The following is a 16,088-nucleotide window of genomic DNA, read 5'->3' on the forward strand; positions in this document are numbered from 1 at the left end:
GCGGCTGATATCAGTGAGTGGGTCCGCCGCTGCCGAGGTCGCGATGACCCAGACGCTGACGTTCGCGCTCGCGGTTGAGGTAGAGGCCGGTAGCCGTCGACACGCTGGTGAGCAGCCAGACGGCGACGCCGGCGTCGTCGGTCACACCGATCAGCGGCAGCACGTCGGGCAGGATGTCGATCGGCGAGATCAGGTAGACGAGCGCCAGTACCCAGACGAACGGCCGGCTCTTCGGCAGGTCGGCGTACGCGCCCTGGCGGACGTCCCGGAGCAGCCGCGGCAGGGCGCGGGCGCGCTGGAAGATGTCCCCGACCGGCACCGGCTCGCCGCGGGCGATCTTGCGCCGTCGGACGCGACGCCGCCAGACGACGCCGAACGCGCCGACCGCCACACCCACGACCAGCAGTACGCCGCCGACCAGTGCCGCTGGCATCCCGGCCACGTCCCCGTCCCGGAAGATCAGGGTCAGCAGCCCGATCAGCCCGAGAAACCCACCGAAGTACGCCATTCACCAACTGTAGGCTCAGCGGTTGTAGGGCTGGGACAGGAGCGGGCGGGTGTTGGTGAGGACCTGCTCGTAGTTGGCGCGGATCTTGGCGGCGTCGACGGTGATCGCCGGCTCGGGTTTGCCGACCGGGACCGGCCAGGTCGGCAGCTCGCCGGTGAGGGCCCAAGCTGCTTGGCGGGCGGCGCCCAGAGCGACGTACTCGGCTGGTTCGGGGAGTACGACCTCGGCTCCCAGGAGGGCTGGAGCGAGGGCCTGTACGGAGCGGGAGCGGGCGCCGCCGCCCAGCAGGAGGACCCGGTGGACGGGCAGGCCCTGGGCCCGGAGCGCGTCGACGGCGTCGGCGAGGCCGCAGAGGAGGCCCTCGACCGCTGCGCGGGCCATCGTCGCGGGCTGCATGGTTGCGCGGGTCAGGCCGTAGATCAGGCCGGTGGAGTGCGGGAGGTCCGGCGTACGCTCGCCGTCCAGGAACGGGAGCAGCACCAGGCCGTCGCTGCCGGGTGAGGTGAGCGCGGCCTCGTCGAACTCGGCCAGGTCGAGGCCGAGCATGTTCGCGGTCGCGGACATCACGCGAGCCGCGTTCAGCGTGCACACGAGCGGCAGGTATTCGCCGGTCGCGTCCGCGAAGCCCGCAACCAGGCCGGTCGGGTCCGCGGTCGGGTGGGCCGACCGCGCGAACGCCGTACCGCTGGTCCCGAGGGAGACGGCAACATCGCCGGGCTGCAGGTCGAGCCCCAGCGCCGCCGCCGCGTTGTCGCCGGTGCCGGCGCCGATCGCCGCGCCGAACGCCGTCTGACCGACGATCTCGCCCGGCCCGGCGACGCGCGGAAGCGCCAACTGCCGCCCGAACGCAAGCTCAACCAGGTCCGTCCGATAACTGTTCGTCGCCGCCGACCACCACCCGGTCCCGGAGGCGTCTCCACGATCGGTGGTGATCCCCTCGATACCGGTCCGATCAGCAGCCAGCCGATGCGTCATCCAGTCGTGCGGCAGCACAACCGCCGCGGCCCGCACCGCAGCTTCCCGCCTGACCGCGTCGGCTCCGCGGGCGGCTTCGTCGCGTAGCCAGCGGAGCTTGGTGACTGTGAAGCTCGGCACGGGGACCGAGCCGATTGCTTCGGCCCAGGCCTCGGCGCCACCCAGCTCGGCGATCAGTTCGGTGGTGGCGTCGGCCGAGCTGGTGTCGTTCCAGAGGACGGCGGGATGGACTACCTCGCCGGAGTCGTCCAGCAGGACCATGCCGTGTTGCTGGCCGCCCACCGCGATCGCCTCTACCCCGTCCAGCAGGCCGTCGGACGCGATCTCCCACGCCTTCCACCACTCGGCGGGGTCCACCTGGGTGGCGTCCGGGTGTGGCGCCCGGCCCTCGCGTACCACCGCGCCGGTCTCGGCGTCGCACACCAGAACCTTGGTCGCCTGGGTGGAGCAGTCCACACCGGCAACCAGCCTCAGCTCAGTCATGCTCCGACGCTACAGGGCTTCGAGGGTGGCGCGGGCACCGATCTCGTGGAGCGACTTCAGAGCAGCCTTGTACTGCGTGACGAACCGCTCGTCGGACGCGAGATCGCCGAACAGATCCGGATCCGAGATGAACACCAGCGGGTCCTCCCGGTTGTGCTGCGCGCGTTCGACCAGCTTGTCCCGCAACCGGTCGACCACCTCGATCGCATTGCCCTGCTCGTCTGTGCCCTCGGCGTACCGCGCCCAGGACGCCACGACCAGCACCGACCGCTTGATCTCTCGATCGGCCGCCAACTGCTCGCGCACCACCGGCAGCAGCCACTTCGGGATCCGGTCCGAGCTCTCCGCGCACAACCGCGCCAGCGTGTCCCGCACCTCCGGGTTCGCGAACCGCTCGATCAGCTGGTGCTTGTAGCGGTCAAGGTCGACCCCCGGCACCGGCGGCAGCGTTGGCGTACCTTCGTTGTCCATGTAACCGAGCAGGAAGTCCACGAAGAGCTTGTCCTGACACACCTCGTGCGCGTACCGATAACCGGCCAGAAACCCGAGGTAGCACAGCGCCTGGTGCGAGGCGTTCAGCAGCCGCAGCTTCATCAGCTCGTACGGCTCGACGTCCTCGACGATCTGTACACCGACATCCTCGTACGGCGGCCTGCCGAGACCGAAGTCGTCCTCGAGCACCCACTGCGTGAACGGCTCGCACACCACCGGCCAGCCGTCCTCGATCCCGAACCGTTCGGCCAGCGCCTCCCGGTCCGCGTCGGTGGTCACCGGCGTGATCCGGTCGACCATGCAGTTCGGGAACTTGACCTCGGTCTCGAGGAAATCCGCGGTATCCGGATCCTTCAGCCGCGCGAAGCTCGCGATCATCTTGCGCGCGACGTGCCCGTTGCCCGGGATGTTGTCACACGACATCACGGTGAACGGCGGTACGCCGGCCGCCCGCCGCCGTGCCAGCGCCTCGACGATGAACCCGAACGCGCTCCCCGGCGTCGCGCCCGGCTCCAGGTCGGCGGCCAGCGAGGGGTCGGACGCATCGAGCTCGCCCGTCACCTGGTTCACGTGATACCCGCCCTCGGTGATCGTCAGCGACACGATCCGCGTCGCCGGATCCACCATCCGGGCGAGCACCGCTTCCGGATCGTCCGGCGCGAACAGGTAGCCGGCGATCGACCCGATCACCCGGGGCTCGAGGGTTCCGTCGGGATGCTTGACGACCAACGTGTACAGGTGGTCCTGCGCCGACAGGACGTCGTACATCCGCCGGTCCTGAGGCAGCACCCCGACACCGACGATCCCCCAGTCCAGCGCCTTCCCGTCGTTCATCAACCGGTCCAGGTACATCGCCTGGTGCGCCCGGTGGAACCCCCCGACGCCGAAGTGCACGATCCCCGGCGTCACCGCCGTACGGTCGTAGGAGGGCACACCGACGTCATTGCCGAGGGCATCGAGAGCGGCAGTAGCCAGTTTCACTTGACCGCCCCCAGCGACAGACCCTGGACGAGCTTGTCCTGTGCGGCGAACCCGGCGATCAGCACCGGCAGCGACACCACGATCGACGCGGCACAGACTTTGGCGAGGAACAATCCTTGGCTGGTCACGAACCCAGTCAAGAACACCGGCGCGGTCTGCGCCACTGTGCCGGTCAGCACCCGGGCGAACAGCAGCTCGTTCCAGCTGAAGATGAAGCAGATCAGCGCGGCCGAGGCGATACCCGGTGTGACGACCGGTGCGACCACGGACCGCAGCGTGCGGGTCAGCGACGCCCCGTCGACGGAGGCCGCCTCGAGGATCTCGACCGGCACCTCGGAGAGGAAGCTGCGCAGCATCCAGACCGCGATCGGCAGGTTCATCGAGGTGTACAGGATGATCAGCAGCCAGATGTTGTCCAGGAACCCGACCGACTGCGCGAACAGGTAGATCGGCAGCAGGCCGGCCACCACCGGCAGCATCTTCGTGGACAGGAAGAAGAACAGCACGTCGGTCCACTTCTTCACCGGCCGGATCGACAGCGCGTACGCCGCCGGGAACGCGAGCAGGATGACCAGCGCGGTGGACAGGATGCTCGCGGTCAGCGAGTTCGCGATCGACGGCCACGGTCCGGTGTCGAAGAACGAGCGGTAGCCGTCGAGTGTCAGCGGCGCCGCGATGTCCGGCGGGTTCTTCGCCGCGTCCTCCTCGGAGTGGAACGACGTCAGCAGCATCCACAGCACCGGCAGCACGAACAGGATGCCCACGATCCAGGCCACCCCGGACAGGACGAACCCGCCACCCCGGTTCTTCTTGCCGGTAACGATCGTCACCTGCCCACTCATCGACGGGTCTCCTCTCGGAACAGGGTGGACACCGACCGCAGCGCGAACGTCGCGATCGCGATCGTGCCGATCACGACGATGACGCCGGCGGCCGAGGCCCGGCCGTAGTCGTGTGCGGTGTAGAAGGTCTGGTAGATCGTGTACGGGAGGTTCGCCGTACCGAGACCGCCGGACGTGATCGTGAAGACCGCGTCGAAGTTCTGTACGACGTAGATCGAGCCGAGCAGTGCGGACAGCTCGAGGTACTGCCGCAGGTGCGGGAGCGTCATGTAGCGGAAGATCTCCCACTGGTTCGCGCCGTCGATCCCGGCCGCCTCGATCACGTCGAGCGGCCGGCTCTGCAGACCGGCCAGCAGGATCAGCATCATGAACGGCGTCCACTGCCAGACCAGCGCGAAGATGATCGACCACAACGGCTGGTTGCTGATCCAGTCCGGCTGCGGCGCGTTGTCACCGAAGATCCACTTCAGCACGCCGTTGAACAAGCCGTACGTCGGGTTGTACAGCGCATGCTTCCACAGCAGGGCCGCGGCGACGGGCACGATCAGGAACGGCGTGATCATCATCGTCCGGACCGCACCGCGACCGCGGAACTTGCGGTCCAGCAGCAATGCGATCAGCAGACCGAGCACGAGGCTGATCAGGACGACACCCGCGGTGAGCACGATCGTCACCCAGATCGCGTGCCGGGTGTTCACGTCGGTCAGCACCCGGCGGAAGTTGTCGATGCCGGCGAACCCGCGCTCGTCGGGGTAGTAGGCGTTCCAGTTCATGAACGACACGATGATCGTGACCACGAACGGCAGCTGGGTCACGATGATCATGAAGACCAGCGCCGGCAGCAACGGACCGCGCCGGGCCCAGTCACCGGCCTTGCGCATGACCGTGCCCTCCGAGCCGGGCGGCGCCGTACGCCGGCTCGGCTTGACGGCCGCAGGCTTCTTGGCGTCAATGGACATGAGCCGCACCCCTCACTTCGCTGCGCGCGAGCGGTACCGCTCGGCGACGTCGTCGGCGAGCGTCTGCCCGCGTTTCAAAGCCTCGTCGACGCTCATCCGCCCGGCGATCGCCGAGCTCACGTCCTGACTGACCTGGGTCCCGAGGTCCGGGAACTCCGGGATGTCGACGAACTGGATCCCCGGCGCCGGCCGCGGCTGGGTGCCCGGGTTCTTCGGGTCGGCGTTCTCGATCGCCGACTTGGTCGGCTCGGCGAACGCAGCCGCCTCCTTCACGTACTCCGGGATCTCGTACGTCGACGCGCGCTTACCGGCCGGAACGTTGGACCAGCCAACCTTCTGGCCGACCAGCTTCTCGTAGTCCTTGCCGGAGGCCCAGGAGATGAACTTCCAGGCGTTGTCCTTCTTCTTCGAGGCTTCCTGGATACCCCAGGCCCACGCGTACAGCCAGCCCGAACTGTCGGTCTTCACGACCGGAGCGGGCGCGTAGCCCATCTTGCCCTTCACGGGCGACTTCGGCGCCTCGAGCGAGCCGGCCGCCGACGTTGCGTCGTACCACATCGCGACGTTGCTCTGGATGGTGTTGTTCAGGCACTCGGTGAAGCCGGCCTGCGGTGCGCCCGCCTCGCCGTGCGCGCGGACCAGATCGACGTAGAACTTGGTCGCCTCGGTGAACTCGGGCGAGTTGACCTGGGCCTGCCAGTCCTGGGTGAACCACGTGCCGCCGAAGGTGTTCACGACGGTGGTGAGCGGGGCGAACAGCTGACCCCAGCCGGGCTGGCCGCGCAGGCAGATGCCGCGCATGCCGGGCTGGGCGTTGTCGACCTTGGCCGCGATATCCGCGACCTGCTGCCAGGTCGGCTTGGCCGGCATCGTCACGCCCTTGGCGGCCAGGATGTCCTTCCGGTACATGAGGAACGACGACTCGCCGTAGAACGGTTCGCCGTAGATCTTGCCGTCGTCCGCGGTCATCGACTGGGTCATCGGCTTGAGGATGTCGTCCTGGTCGAACGACGCGTCCTTGTCGATGTAGTCCGACAGCGGGGCGATCCACTTGCTCTTGGCATAGATCGGGATCTCGAAGTTGCTGACCGACGCCACGTCGTACTGACCGGCCTGGCTGGAGAACTCCTGGCTGATCTTGTCCCGGACGTCGTTCTCCGGGAGCACGGTGAAGTTCACGTGGATGCCGGTCTGCTTGGTGAAGTTGTCGGCGGTGAGTTTCTGCAGGTCGACCATCTGCGGGTTGTTCACCATCAGCACGTTGATGCTGTCGGCGCTGTCGCCGCCACCGGCGCCACCGCCCCAGCCGGCGCACCCGCTGGCCGCACTGAGTACCAGCGCGATGCCGACCGCCGTAAGCCTTCGTCCGGGCACTAGCCGCTCCCTCGCTCCGCTCATTTGAGCACGCCTCTGCTCACAGGATGAGTGAACTAGGAAGGGACTTGACCTGTCAAGAGTCTGTGCAACACTTGGGTCCGGTGGTGCTCATATGAGCGGGGAGGCTTTGATGGAGTCCTTCGGGCCGGCGCAGTTGGTGCTGACCGCGTCGATCGCGCGGCGGTACTACGTCGACGGGCGGTCGAAGGTGGAGATCGCGGACGAGTTCCAGCTCAGCCGGTTCAAAGTCGCGCGTCTGCTCGATCAAGCGCGGAGCAGTGGGCTGGTGCGGATCGAGATCAGCCACCCGGGGGCCATCGACGTGGATCTGTCGGTCCAGCTGCAGGAGGCGCTCGGCCTGCGGCGGGCGATCGTGGTCGATACTCCAGAGGTCGACGACCCCGCTCTGCGGACTCAGCTCGGCAAGGCGGCCGCTGACCTCCTGTCGGAGATTGTCACCGCAGAGGACGTCCTCGGCCTTGCGTGGGCTCGGGCGGTGACCGCGATGACCGAGCAGTTGACGACGCTCGCACCTGTGCCGGTCGTCCAGCTCACCGGTGCGCTCACCCGGCCGGACGTCGAGGCGAACTCCGTCGAGCTGGTGCGCCACACAGCGCGGTTGTCCGGGGGACCGGCGTACCTGTTCTATGCGCCGCTGGTTGTGCCGGATGCCGCGACGGCGCGGGCGTTGCGGCAGCAGCCGGAGGTGGCGGAGGCGATCAGCCACTTCGACTCGGTCAGCAAGGCTGTGGTCGGGCTCGGGTCGTGGGCGGCCGGGCAGTCGACGCTGTACGACGCGATGGACGAGAAGGCCTGTGAACAGCTGGAGAAGCGCGGCGTGGTCGCCGACATCTCCGGGGTGTTCGTGGACGCGGACGGCGAGCCGGTGCAGAGCCGCGTCACCGATCGGGTGATCGCGATCAACGCCGAGCAGATGGACAAGATCGACGAGGTGATCGCGATCCCGTACGGGCTGGCGAAGGTGGCCGCGGTGCGCGCCGCCGTACGCAGCGGGCTGGTCAACGGGATCGTTACCCACGCACCTCTGGCGAAGGCCCTGCTGAACGAGACAAACTGACCCGCGATGCCTTTGCCCGACGTTGAGACCCAGTTGCTCGGCGGTACTGCGAACCGTGGGCTGGTCGTGCGGGTCGGGGACACCGTCCGCCGCCCGTTGCGCCCCAGCAGTATGGCCACGCATGCGCTGCTCGAACACCTGGAGCGGGTCGGGTTCGAGGGCGCACCGCGGTTGCTCGGGATCGACGTGCAGGGGCGGGAGGTGTTGTCGTACCTGCCCGGCGAGACGGTCACCTCGCCGTACCCGGACTGGTCGATGACGGACAAGGCGCTGGACAGCGTCGCGCACCTGCTGCGGGAGTACCACGAGGCGGTGGCGGACTTCCGGCCGGTCGGGCTCACGTGGGCCGAGCCGGTGCCGTCCGCGTACGTCACCGGGCTGATCAGCCACAACGATCCGAACCTGGACAACGTCGTCTTCCGCGACGGCGTCGCGGTCGCCCTGATCGACTTCGACCTCGCCGGCCCCGGCTCACCCCTCTGGGACGTCGCGACCGCCGTCCGCCTGTGGGCGCCGCTCCGCCCCGACGCAGATATCCACGACGTACGCCGGGGCCGGTCCTTGACCCGCCTGCGCCGCTTCGCCGATGCCTACGGCCTGACCGACACCGACCGCCTCCGCCTGGTCGACGCGGCCGCCGACAACCACATCTGGTGCATGGCCTACGTCCGCCACGGCGCCGAATCCGGCCACCCCTGGTTCCACCAACGCTGGACCACCGGCGAAGCCGAACTCACCAACCGCACCAACGAGTGGTTCACGAGGACGGCGGACGCACTACGTCAGGCGCTCCTTCACTGACCGCCTCCGCGACGCCCTCGTAGTACTTCACCTGCAGCCGCTTGACCCAGTGCGGAATGAAGACCGCCGTCGCAGTCGGGAACGGCGAGACGCCGTCCGCATCGGTCAGCAGCGACAGCACGAACATGACCACGACGAGGCCGGCGACGAGGATCCCGCCGTTGCGGCAGATCCATGGCCCACCGTCGGCCACCAGGCCGCGCCGCGTTACCGCGCCCGTGGCGAACAGGAGGCCGTTAAGCGCGAAGACGACCGCGGTTGCGAGCTGAAACCATCGCTCAGCGTCGGCGTATGCCCCGAACGGCCGCACGATCAGCACGCCGGCGGACACGAGCCACCCGGCCGCGACCAGCGCGTAGAAGGCGGCACCCAACTTCATCTTCGGCACGCCTGGATATCGGTGAGCCGTGATTCGGTGTTACTGCAGGAACTGGCAGACAATGGGGTGGTGCGTTCACGGGTGGTGTTGCTGGCGGGGCCTTCGGGGGCGGGAAAGTCGCGGCTGGCGGAGCAGGTGGGGTTGCCGGTGGTGCGGCTGGACGACTTCTACCGTGACGGGGACGACGAGGCGATGCCGCGGTCTCCGCTCGGGATCGTCGATTGGGACGACCCACGGTCCTGGGACGGCCAGCGTGCGGTGGTGGCGCTCGAGCAACTGTGTACGACGGGCACCGCGGACCTCCCCATCTACGACATCGCCGCCGACGGCACCGTCGGCCACCGCCCTGTCAGCACCGACGGTTCCGCGCTGATCGTTGCTGAGGGCATCTTCGCCGACCAGATCGTCGGCGCGCTGCGCGATCGCGACCTGCTCGCCGCCGCGATCTGCGTCCGTCACCACCGACTCGTCACGTTCTTCCGCCGCTTCCAGCGCGACCTCCGCGAGCATCGCAAACCCCCACTGACGCTGCTCCGGCGCGGACTCCTGCTGCTCCGCGACGACCCCGCAGTCGTCCGGCGCTGCGTCGAAGCCGGCTGCGAACCACTCCATCCGAAGGCCGCCCGCCGCCGGATCGAGACGCTTCTCACTCCGTCCACGTCCCAGTAAAACAAGACTGTTTGCCTGGAGTTCACCAACTTCTGATGGCATCACCCTCGGAAGTGTCGGATGCGCTCGGGGGCGAGTAGCTGGACGGAGAGGGACCGTGACGCGGACTGCGCGGAGTCAAGCCGTAGGCGCTGCCGTTGTAGTAACCGCTTTGCTGCTGAGTGTCACCGCCTGCGGCAGTGAGGACGGCGCGTCGGCTACCGCCGCGGAGACCCCCGCGGTCAAGCACTCGCTGTCAGGCCCGGCCCAGAAGGCGACGGGCTCGCTCGTCGGTCTCGCCGTACTGCCTCGCGGGTACGTCGCGGACCCGCGTGCCGACTCCACCGGCCCGTTCACCGCGACAGCGTTCCTGAACACCTGGTCCGCCGACCCGGCGCTGGACCGCGCTCTGCTGCTGAACGCCAGCTTCGCGGAGGGATACCGCGCGTCCCGGCTCAGCCCCGACAAGAAGAAGCGCTTCACGCTGCAGTTGTTCAAGACCGGCTCGGCCGGCAAGGCAGCGGTCCTGCAGAAGGGCTTCTGGAGCCAGGACACCCACGAGCACCCGTTCAACCTGCCCGGCGCGCTCTCCGACGCCCGGGTCGAGTACGACGGCGGCACCGACCAGTCCACCGCCATCGCCGAGGCCAGCCTCGCCGTCGGGCCGATGGTCGTCGAGATCAGCGTCCGCGAGGTAGGTGCCCTGGGCAGCAACCTCACCCCGGACACCGCCCTCGTCACGGCCCTCGCCGTCCAACAGCGAGCCCGCCTCACTGCGACCTCCAGCTGAAAGTCTCAGCCGATCCGGTCGATCACCAACGGACCTGGCTCGTACGAGTCCGCGACCGCCACCGCGTCGGTCAGAGACTCCAGCGCTCGCTCGATCCGGCTCGGGTCATCCGTGTGAAGGGTCAGCAACGGCTGGCCTTCCTGCACCTGATCACCAGGCTTCGCATGCATCTCGACCCCGGCCACCGCTGACACCGGGTCCTCCTTGCGCGCCCGTCCGGCCCCGAGCCGCCACGCGGCCACACCGACAGCCAGCGCATCGAGCTTGGACAGCGTGCCGGACGCAGGAGCTGGTACGACGTGCTGCTCCGGCGCGACGGGCAGCTCCGCCGACGGATCGCCGCCCTGGGCCGAGATCATCGCGCGCCAGGCGTCCATCGCCGTACCGTCGTTCAGCTTCTCGGCCGGGTCGACGTCGGTGACGCCGGCCGCGGCGAGCATCTCCTTGGCCAGGGCAACGGTCAGCTCGATCACGTCCGCGGGACCGCCGCCGGCCAGCACCTCGACCGACTCACGGACCTCGAGCGCGTTGCCCGCGGTCAGACCGAGCGGGACGGACATGTCGGTGAGCAAGGCAACGGTCTTCACACCCGCGTCGGTGCCCAGGGCAACCATCGTCTCGGCGAGCTCGCGCGCATCGGCCAGATCCTTCATGAACGCGCCGGAGCCGACCTTCACGTCCAGCACCAGCGCGCCGGTGCCCTCGGCGATCTTCTTGCTCATGATCGAGCTGGCGATCAGCGGGATCGCCTCGACCGTGCCGGTCACGTCACGCAGCGCGTACAGCTTCTTGTCGGCCGGGGCCAGACCGTCACCGGCCGCGCAGATCACCGCGCCGACATCCTCCAGCTGCTGCATCAGCTCGTCGTTCGACAGCGCCGCCCGCCAGCCCGGGATCGACTCGAGCTTGTCCAGCGTGCCGCCGGTGTGGCCGAGGCCCCGACCCGACAGCTGCGGTACGGCGACCCCGCACGCCGCCACCAAAGGTGCCAGCGGCAACGTGATCTTGTCGCCGACGCCGCCGGTCGAGTGCTTGTCCGCGGTCGGCCGGGACAGCTTGCCGAAGTCCATCCGCTCACCCGACGCGATCATCGCCGCGGTCCAGCGGGCGATCTCGCGCCGGTTCATCCCGTTCAGCAGGATCGCCATCGCGAGCGCGGACATCTGCTCGTCGGCGACGTCGCCCTTGGTGTAGGCGTCGATCACCCAGTCGATCTGCCCGTCGCTCAGCTCGCCCTTGTCCCGCTTGGCCCGGATGACATCCACCGCGTCGAAACTCATCAGTTCTCCAAGTCCTCCGGCCCGAACGCGTCGGGCAACAACTCACGCAACGGGCGCGGTCCGGTCGGCGTCTCGAGGAGCAGGCCGGGCCCGCCGTTCTCATGCAGCAGCTGGCGGCAGCGCCCGCACGGCGTCAGCAGATCCCCGTGGTGGTCCACACAGGTGAACGCCACCAGCCGCCCGCCGCCGGTGCGATGCAGCTCGGAAACCAGCCCGCACTCGGCACACAACGTCAGCCCGTACGACGCGTTCTCCACGTTGCACCCGGCAACAATCCGCCCGTCGTCCACCAACGCCGCAGCACCGACGGCAAACCCGGAGTACGGCGCGTAGGCCCGCCCCATCACCTCGACCGCCAGCGCGCGCAAGGCCGGCCAGTCGATCTCACTCGGTGACGTAGGGCTCACCATCGGCCTTTGGTGCTCTCACTCTGCCTACCAGGCCGGCGACCGCGATGATCGTGGCCAGGTACGGTGCCATCAGCAACAGTTCGCCGGGGATCGGCGTCTGGATGATCTGCAGCTGCGACTGCAACTGCGTGGCGAAGCCGAAGAACAGCGCCGCGACCGTCGCGCCGATCGGGTGCCAGCGGCCCATGATCAGCGCGGCCAGAGCGATGAACCCGTTGCCCGCGGTCATTTCCTTCGAGAACGAACCGGCGTACCCGACCGTGAAGAACGCGCCGCCGAGCCCCGCGAGGATGCCGGCCGAGAGCACGGCGGAGTACCGGATCCGCTTGACGTTGATCCCGACCGTGTCAGCAGCCTTCGGGTGCTCGCCGACCGCGCGGATCCGCAGGCCCCACCGGGTCTGGAACAGCACGAACGTGACGACCGCGACCGCAAGATAGGTCAGGTACACCAGGATCGTCTGGTTGAACAGGATCGGGCCGAAGAACGGGATGCTGGCCAGACCTGGGATCTTCACCGCCGACAGCACTTCCGGCGTGTTCAGTTTGTTCGCTTCCGGCTGTAGGAACTCGTCGAAGAGGAAGCCGGTGATACCGGTCGCGAAGACCACCAGCACGACACCCAGCACGACCTGGTTCACCAGGTACTTGATCGAGAACACAGCGAGCAGCGCGGCCATGAGCACGCCGGACGCGGCCGCTGCGATCAGTGCGGCCGCGGCGCTGCCCGTCGTACTGGAGACGACCGCCGCGGTGAACGCGCCGGTCAGGAACTGGCCCTCGATCGCGATGTTGATGACGCCGGCCCGCTCGGACAGCACACCGGCGAGCGCGCCGAGGATCAGCGGGGTGGCGAAGTTCAGCGTGCCCTGGAACTGGTTCGCCAGCGGGAACGTCTTGCCCGCCGCGGCCCAGCACAGGAACGCGCCGATGAAGCAGATGCCGAGCAGTGCGGCCAGCCAGCCGGCGTACCGCTGCGGCACCCGGCGGACGATGTACGCGGCGGCCGAGGCGGCGCCGAGGATGCCGAGCAGCAGACCGACCATCTGCGCGGGCACATGCAGCAGGTTGTTCTGCAGATCGCCGGAGACCAGCTGGAACGTCGCCTTGCCGCTCTTGGTGAAGATCGCCAGCAGCAGGCCGATCAGCGCGAAGACCAGCATCAGGCCGCCGACCCGCAACCGCCGGGTCCGGTCGGCCGGCGCCTCGATGACGTGGGCCTTCGCGGGCGCCGCGGGGACCGCGTCGGGAGTCGTCTCGGTCATCCGTTCCAGCCTTTCGCGAGGACGGTGCCGGTGCCGCGTTCCTTGGGCAGGAAGCGGAAGATCGAGCGGACCAGAGCCGGGGCCGCCACGAACAGCACGATCACGGCCTGCAGGACCGTGGTCAGCGTCAGCGGGGTCTGCGTGATCAGCTGCATCTGCAGACCGCCCGCGTTCAGGGCGCCGAACAGCAGACCGGCCAGCACGGTGCCGAGCGGTGTGCCGCGGCCGAGCAGCGCGACCGTGATCGCGTCGAAGCCGACCGATGCCGCGACGCCGTCGGTCAACGGCAGGTCCGTGCCGAGCACCTGCTGGGTCCCGGCCAGACCGGCGAGCGCGCCCGCGACGACCATCGCGATGATGTACGCGCGGCCGACCGACATTCCCGCCGTCCGCGAGGCGTCGGCGTTCGCTCCGACGGCGCGCAGCTCGAAGCCGATCGTCGAGCGGTTCAGCAGCCACCAGACGAAGATCGCGGCGAGCACGGAGAGGATGAAGCCGCCGTGCAGCCGGGTGCCGCCGAACTGCGGGTACTGCGCGTTCGCGTCGACGATCGGCGAGATCGGGTCGGTCCGCCCGGGCCGCTGGAACGCCGAGGTGGTCAGCAGCCAGGCGAGCAGATAGATCGCGACGTAGTTGAGCATGATCGTCACGATCACCTCGTGTGCACCGGTGCGGGCCTTCAGCAGCCCGACCACGCCGCCCCACATCGCGCCGCCGAGCAGTCCGGCGAGGATTGCCACGATCAGGTGCAGACCGGCCGGCAGGTGCCAGGCGAACCCGACGTACGCCGCCAGGATCGCGCCGGCGATCAGCTGCCCCTGGGCGCCGATGTTGAACAGCCCGGTGCGGAACGCCAGCGAGACCGCCAGGCCGCCGCAGATCAGTGGAGTTGCCTGGGTCAACGATTCGGTGATCGCGGTGACCGAGCCGAACGCGCCGAGGGCGAGCGCCTTGTAGGCCTCACCGACGGCACTCGCGGCCGCGGAGATGGTGTCCATCGGCGCGGCGCCGAAGTACCCCATCGCGGTCTTCACCTGCTCGTCGCTGACGATGATCAGGATCGCGCCGACCACCAGGGCCAGCACGATCGCGCTCAGCGAGACCAGGCCCTGGACCGCCCACGACGGCAGGCCGGAGCGCTGTGGTTCCTTGGCCGGTACGGGCGCGGCGGGAGCCGGCTCGACCGTTGTGTCTGTGCTCATCTAGATGGTTCCCAACGTGGTCGGGTTCTCGATCGCGACATCGTGCGCCTCGGACCTGGAGGCGCCGGCCATCATCAGGCCGAGCTCGTCGCGCGGGGTGTCGGCCGGTACGACGCCGACCACCTTGCCGCGGTACATCACCGCCACCCGGTCGGTCAGGGCGGCGATCTCGTCCAGCTCGGTGGACACGATCAGGACGGCGGTGCCGTTGTCACGTTCCTCGACGATCCGGCTGTGCAGGAACTCGATCGAGCCGACGTCGACACCACGGGTCGGCTGCGAGGCGACCAGCAGTTTCAGCGGCCGGGACAGCTCGCGGGCCAGCACGACCTTCTGCTGGTTGCCGCCGGACAGCGACGACACCGGCAGGTCGATGCTCTGGGTGCGGATGTCGAACTCCTCCACCCGGGCCTCGGCGTTCTTGTTGATCTCGTCGGTCCGCAGCGCCAGCCCGTTGCCGAACGGCGCCTTGCGGAACAGGTCGAGGATCAGGTTCTCGGCGACCGTGAACGAGCCGACGAAGCCGTCGTGGGCGCGGTCCTCCGGGACATACCCGATACCGGCCTCGAGCCGCTGTCTGGTCGACCTGCCGGTCAGGTCCTGGCCGTCCAGCGAGATCTTCCCGGCCGCGATCTCGGTCAGCCCGAGCAGGGCCTCGGCGAGCTCGGTCTGACCGTTGCCCTGGACACCGGCCACCGCCAGGATCTCGCCGGCCCGGACCTCCAGGTCCACGTCGTCGACCGCGGTGAACCCGCGCTCGTCGATCACGGTCAGCCCTTCGACCCGCAGTACGACGTCCTTCGGCTGGGCCGGCTGCTTGTCGACGACCAGGTCGACCGCGCGACCGACCATCAGCTCGGCGAGCTGCTCCTCGGTCTCCGACGGCTCGGCCTGACCGACCACCTTGCCGCGGCGGATCACGGTGATCTTGTCCGCGATCGCCTTGACCTCTTTGAGCTTGTGGGTGATGAAGACGATCGACGTGCCGTTCTCCTTGAGCTGGCGCATCACGGCGATCAGCTCGTCGATCTCGGCCGGAGTGAGCACAGCGGTCGGCTCGTCCAGGATCAGCACCCGGGCGTCGTTGCTGAGCGCCTTGATGATCTCCACCCGCTGCTGGACGCCGACCGGGATGTCCTCGACCAGCGCCTCCGGGTCGACCTCGAAGCCGTACCGGTCGGAGAGCTCGGTGACCAGGGCGTCGGCCTTCTTCCGGTCCAGTACGCCGCCGGCCCGGGTGTTCTCCCGGCCGAGCATGATGTTCTCGGCGACGGTGAACACCGGGACGAGCATGAAGTGCTGGTGCACCATGCCGATACCGTGCTTGATCGCGTCACTCGGCGAGGTGATCTTCACCTTCTCGCCGTCGATCAGGATCTCGCCCTCGTCGGGCTGCAGCATCCCGTAGAGCATGTTCATCAGCGTGCTCTTGCCGGCTCCGTTCTCGCCGAGCAGGCAGTGGATCTCGCCCGGCTCGATCACCAGGTCGATGTGGTCGTTGGCGACCAGTGAGCCGAAACTCTTGGTCAGGCCGGACAGCTCGAGATGCATGCGGGCAGCCTCCCCTTCAGACGGCGAGCCAGGAAGGCTGGACCGGTGGGTCCGCTGCCTTCCTGGCT

At 68.6% G+C, this 16,088-nt stretch carries 16 protein-coding genes; 4 read left to right on the forward strand and 12 right to left on the reverse strand.

Going from position 1 to position 16,088, the window contains the following annotated elements:
• Nucleotides 1-10 precede the first annotated feature (10 nt).
• From EV653_RS20300 to EV653_RS20325, 6 genes are read right to left on the reverse strand one after another with little or no spacing between them, the layout of a single operon-like run.
• The gene (locus tag EV653_RS20300) at nt 11-508 is read right to left on the reverse strand and encodes a YkvA family protein (protein WP_134105306.1); all 498 of its coding nucleotides are present in this window, start codon (nt 506-508) and stop codon (nt 11-13) included.
• A 15-nt stretch (nt 509-523) separates the two neighbouring features.
• Entirely contained in the window at nt 524-1,966 is a 1,443-nt protein-coding gene (xylB, locus tag EV653_RS20305; RefSeq protein WP_134105307.1) for a xylulokinase, read from the reverse strand.
• 9 nt (nt 1,967-1,975) lie between these two features.
• A complete protein-coding gene (locus EV653_RS20310) occupies nt 1,976-3,439 on the reverse strand; it encodes a mannitol dehydrogenase family protein (RefSeq protein ID WP_134105308.1) in 1,464 nt (487 codons plus the stop codon).
• Entirely contained in the window at nt 3,436-4,281 is an 846-nt protein-coding gene (locus tag EV653_RS20315; RefSeq protein WP_134105309.1) for a carbohydrate ABC transporter permease, read from the reverse strand. The genes EV653_RS20310 and EV653_RS20315 overlap by 4 nt, the downstream gene beginning before the upstream one ends.
• Entirely contained in the window at nt 4,278-5,240 is a 963-nt protein-coding gene (locus tag EV653_RS20320; RefSeq protein WP_134105310.1) for a carbohydrate ABC transporter permease, read from the reverse strand. Before EV653_RS20320 ends, EV653_RS20315 begins: the two co-directional genes overlap by 4 nt.
• Before the next feature lie 12 nt (nt 5,241-5,252).
• Complete coding sequence (locus EV653_RS20325; RefSeq protein ID WP_134105311.1) at nt 5,253-6,638, reverse strand: ABC transporter substrate-binding protein; 1,386 nt, start codon at nt 6,636-6,638, stop codon at nt 5,253-5,255.
• Nucleotides 6,639-6,747: 109 nt separating this feature from the next.
• Here EV653_RS20325 and EV653_RS20330 point away from each other — a divergent pair, with 109 nt between their 5' ends.
• Nucleotides 6,748-7,695 carry a sugar-binding transcriptional regulator gene (locus EV653_RS20330; protein ID WP_202871755.1) on the forward strand — a complete coding sequence of 316 codons (948 nt, stop codon included), beginning with the start codon at nt 6,748-6,750 and terminating at the stop codon, nt 7,693-7,695.
• 6 nt (nt 7,696-7,701) lie between these two features.
• Nucleotides 7,702-8,496 (forward strand): phosphotransferase, encoded by a 795-nt coding sequence (locus EV653_RS20335; RefSeq protein WP_238159915.1) that lies wholly within the window; start codon nt 7,702-7,704, stop codon nt 8,494-8,496.
• On the opposite strand, the gene EV653_RS20340 is transcribed toward EV653_RS20335, so the two are convergent.
• Nucleotides 8,453-8,875 carry a hypothetical protein gene (locus EV653_RS20340; RefSeq protein WP_134105312.1) on the reverse strand — a complete coding sequence of 141 codons (423 nt, stop codon included), beginning with the start codon at nt 8,873-8,875 and terminating at the stop codon, nt 8,453-8,455. The two genes, EV653_RS20335 and EV653_RS20340, sit on opposite strands and share 44 nt — an antisense overlap.
• Nucleotides 8,876-8,944: 69 nt before the next feature.
• Here EV653_RS20340 and EV653_RS20350 point away from each other — a divergent pair, with 69 nt between their 5' ends.
• Nucleotides 8,945-9,544 (forward strand): uridine kinase family protein, encoded by a 600-nt coding sequence (locus tag EV653_RS20350; RefSeq protein WP_202871756.1) that lies wholly within the window; start codon nt 8,945-8,947, stop codon nt 9,542-9,544.
• A 97-nt stretch (nt 9,545-9,641) separates the two neighbouring features.
• Nucleotides 9,642-10,313 (forward strand): hypothetical protein, encoded by a 672-nt coding sequence (locus EV653_RS20355; protein ID WP_134105313.1) that lies wholly within the window; start codon nt 9,642-9,644, stop codon nt 10,311-10,313.
• Nucleotides 10,314-10,318: 5 nt separating this feature from the next.
• Here EV653_RS20355 and EV653_RS20360 read toward each other — a convergent pair whose 3' ends face one another.
• From EV653_RS20360 to EV653_RS20380, 5 genes are read right to left on the reverse strand one after another with little or no spacing between them, the layout of a single operon-like run.
• Nucleotides 10,319-11,593 (reverse strand): thymidine phosphorylase, encoded by a 1,275-nt coding sequence (locus EV653_RS20360; RefSeq protein WP_134105314.1) that lies wholly within the window; start codon nt 11,591-11,593, stop codon nt 10,319-10,321.
• Nucleotides 11,593-12,003, reverse strand: coding sequence for a cytidine deaminase (locus tag EV653_RS20365; protein ID WP_134105315.1), 411 nt, complete (start codon nt 12,001-12,003; stop codon nt 11,593-11,595). Before EV653_RS20365 ends, EV653_RS20360 begins: the two co-directional genes overlap by 1 nt.
• On the reverse strand, nt 11,978-13,267 hold the full coding sequence (locus tag EV653_RS20370) for an ABC transporter permease (protein WP_134105316.1): 1,290 nt from the start codon (nt 13,265-13,267) through the stop codon (nt 11,978-11,980). The genes EV653_RS20365 and EV653_RS20370 overlap by 26 nt, the downstream gene beginning before the upstream one ends.
• Nucleotides 13,264-14,469 (reverse strand): ABC transporter permease, encoded by a 1,206-nt coding sequence (locus tag EV653_RS20375; protein WP_134105317.1) that lies wholly within the window; start codon nt 14,467-14,469, stop codon nt 13,264-13,266. The genes EV653_RS20370 and EV653_RS20375 overlap by 4 nt, the downstream gene beginning before the upstream one ends.
• Nucleotides 14,470-16,020, reverse strand: a complete 1,551-nt coding sequence (locus EV653_RS20380) for an ABC transporter ATP-binding protein (RefSeq protein WP_134105318.1) — start codon at nt 16,018-16,020, stop codon at nt 14,470-14,472. It abuts the gene before it with no gap.
• Nucleotides 16,021-16,088: the final 68 nt, after the last annotated feature.

The organism is Kribbella pratensis (assembly GCF_004365355.1).
Taxonomy (GTDB): domain Bacteria; phylum Actinomycetota; class Actinomycetes; order Propionibacteriales; family Kribbellaceae; genus Kribbella.

Coding starts and splice junctions, on each gene's coding strand:
- EV653_RS20330 (WP_202871755.1), top strand. CDS start 6,748: ATGGAGTCCTTCGGGCCGGCGCAGTTGGTGCTGACCGCGTCGATCGCG.
- EV653_RS20335 (WP_238159915.1), top strand. CDS start 7,702: ATGCCTTTGCCCGACGTTGAGACCCAGTTGCTCGGCGGTACTGCGAAC.
- EV653_RS20340 (WP_134105312.1), bottom strand. CDS start 8,875: ATGAAGTTGGGTGCCGCCTTCTACGCGCTGGTCGCGGCCGGGTGGCTC.
- EV653_RS20315 (WP_134105309.1), bottom strand. CDS start 4,281: ATGAGTGGGCAGGTGACGATCGTTACCGGCAAGAAGAACCGGGGTGGC.
- EV653_RS20380 (WP_134105318.1), bottom strand. CDS start 16,020: ATGCATCTCGAGCTGTCCGGCCTGACCAAGAGTTTCGGCTCACTGGTC.
- EV653_RS20300 (WP_134105306.1), bottom strand. CDS start 508: ATGGCGTACTTCGGTGGGTTTCTCGGGCTGATCGGGCTGCTGACCCTG.
- EV653_RS20320 (WP_134105310.1), bottom strand. CDS start 5,240: ATGTCCATTGACGCCAAGAAGCCTGCGGCCGTCAAGCCGAGCCGGCGT.
- EV653_RS20370 (WP_134105316.1), bottom strand. CDS start 13,267: ATGACCGAGACGACTCCCGACGCGGTCCCCGCGGCGCCCGCGAAGGCC.
- xylB (WP_134105307.1), bottom strand. CDS start 1,966: ATGACTGAGCTGAGGCTGGTTGCCGGTGTGGACTGCTCCACCCAGGCG.
- EV653_RS20365 (WP_134105315.1), bottom strand. CDS start 12,003: ATGGTGAGCCCTACGTCACCGAGTGAGATCGACTGGCCGGCCTTGCGC.
- EV653_RS20325 (WP_134105311.1), bottom strand. CDS start 6,638: ATGAGCGGAGCGAGGGAGCGGCTAGTGCCCGGACGAAGGCTTACGGCG.
- EV653_RS20375 (WP_134105317.1), bottom strand. CDS start 14,469: ATGAGCACAGACACAACGGTCGAGCCGGCTCCCGCCGCGCCCGTACCG.
- EV653_RS20360 (WP_134105314.1), bottom strand. CDS start 11,593: ATGAGTTTCGACGCGGTGGATGTCATCCGGGCCAAGCGGGACAAGGGC.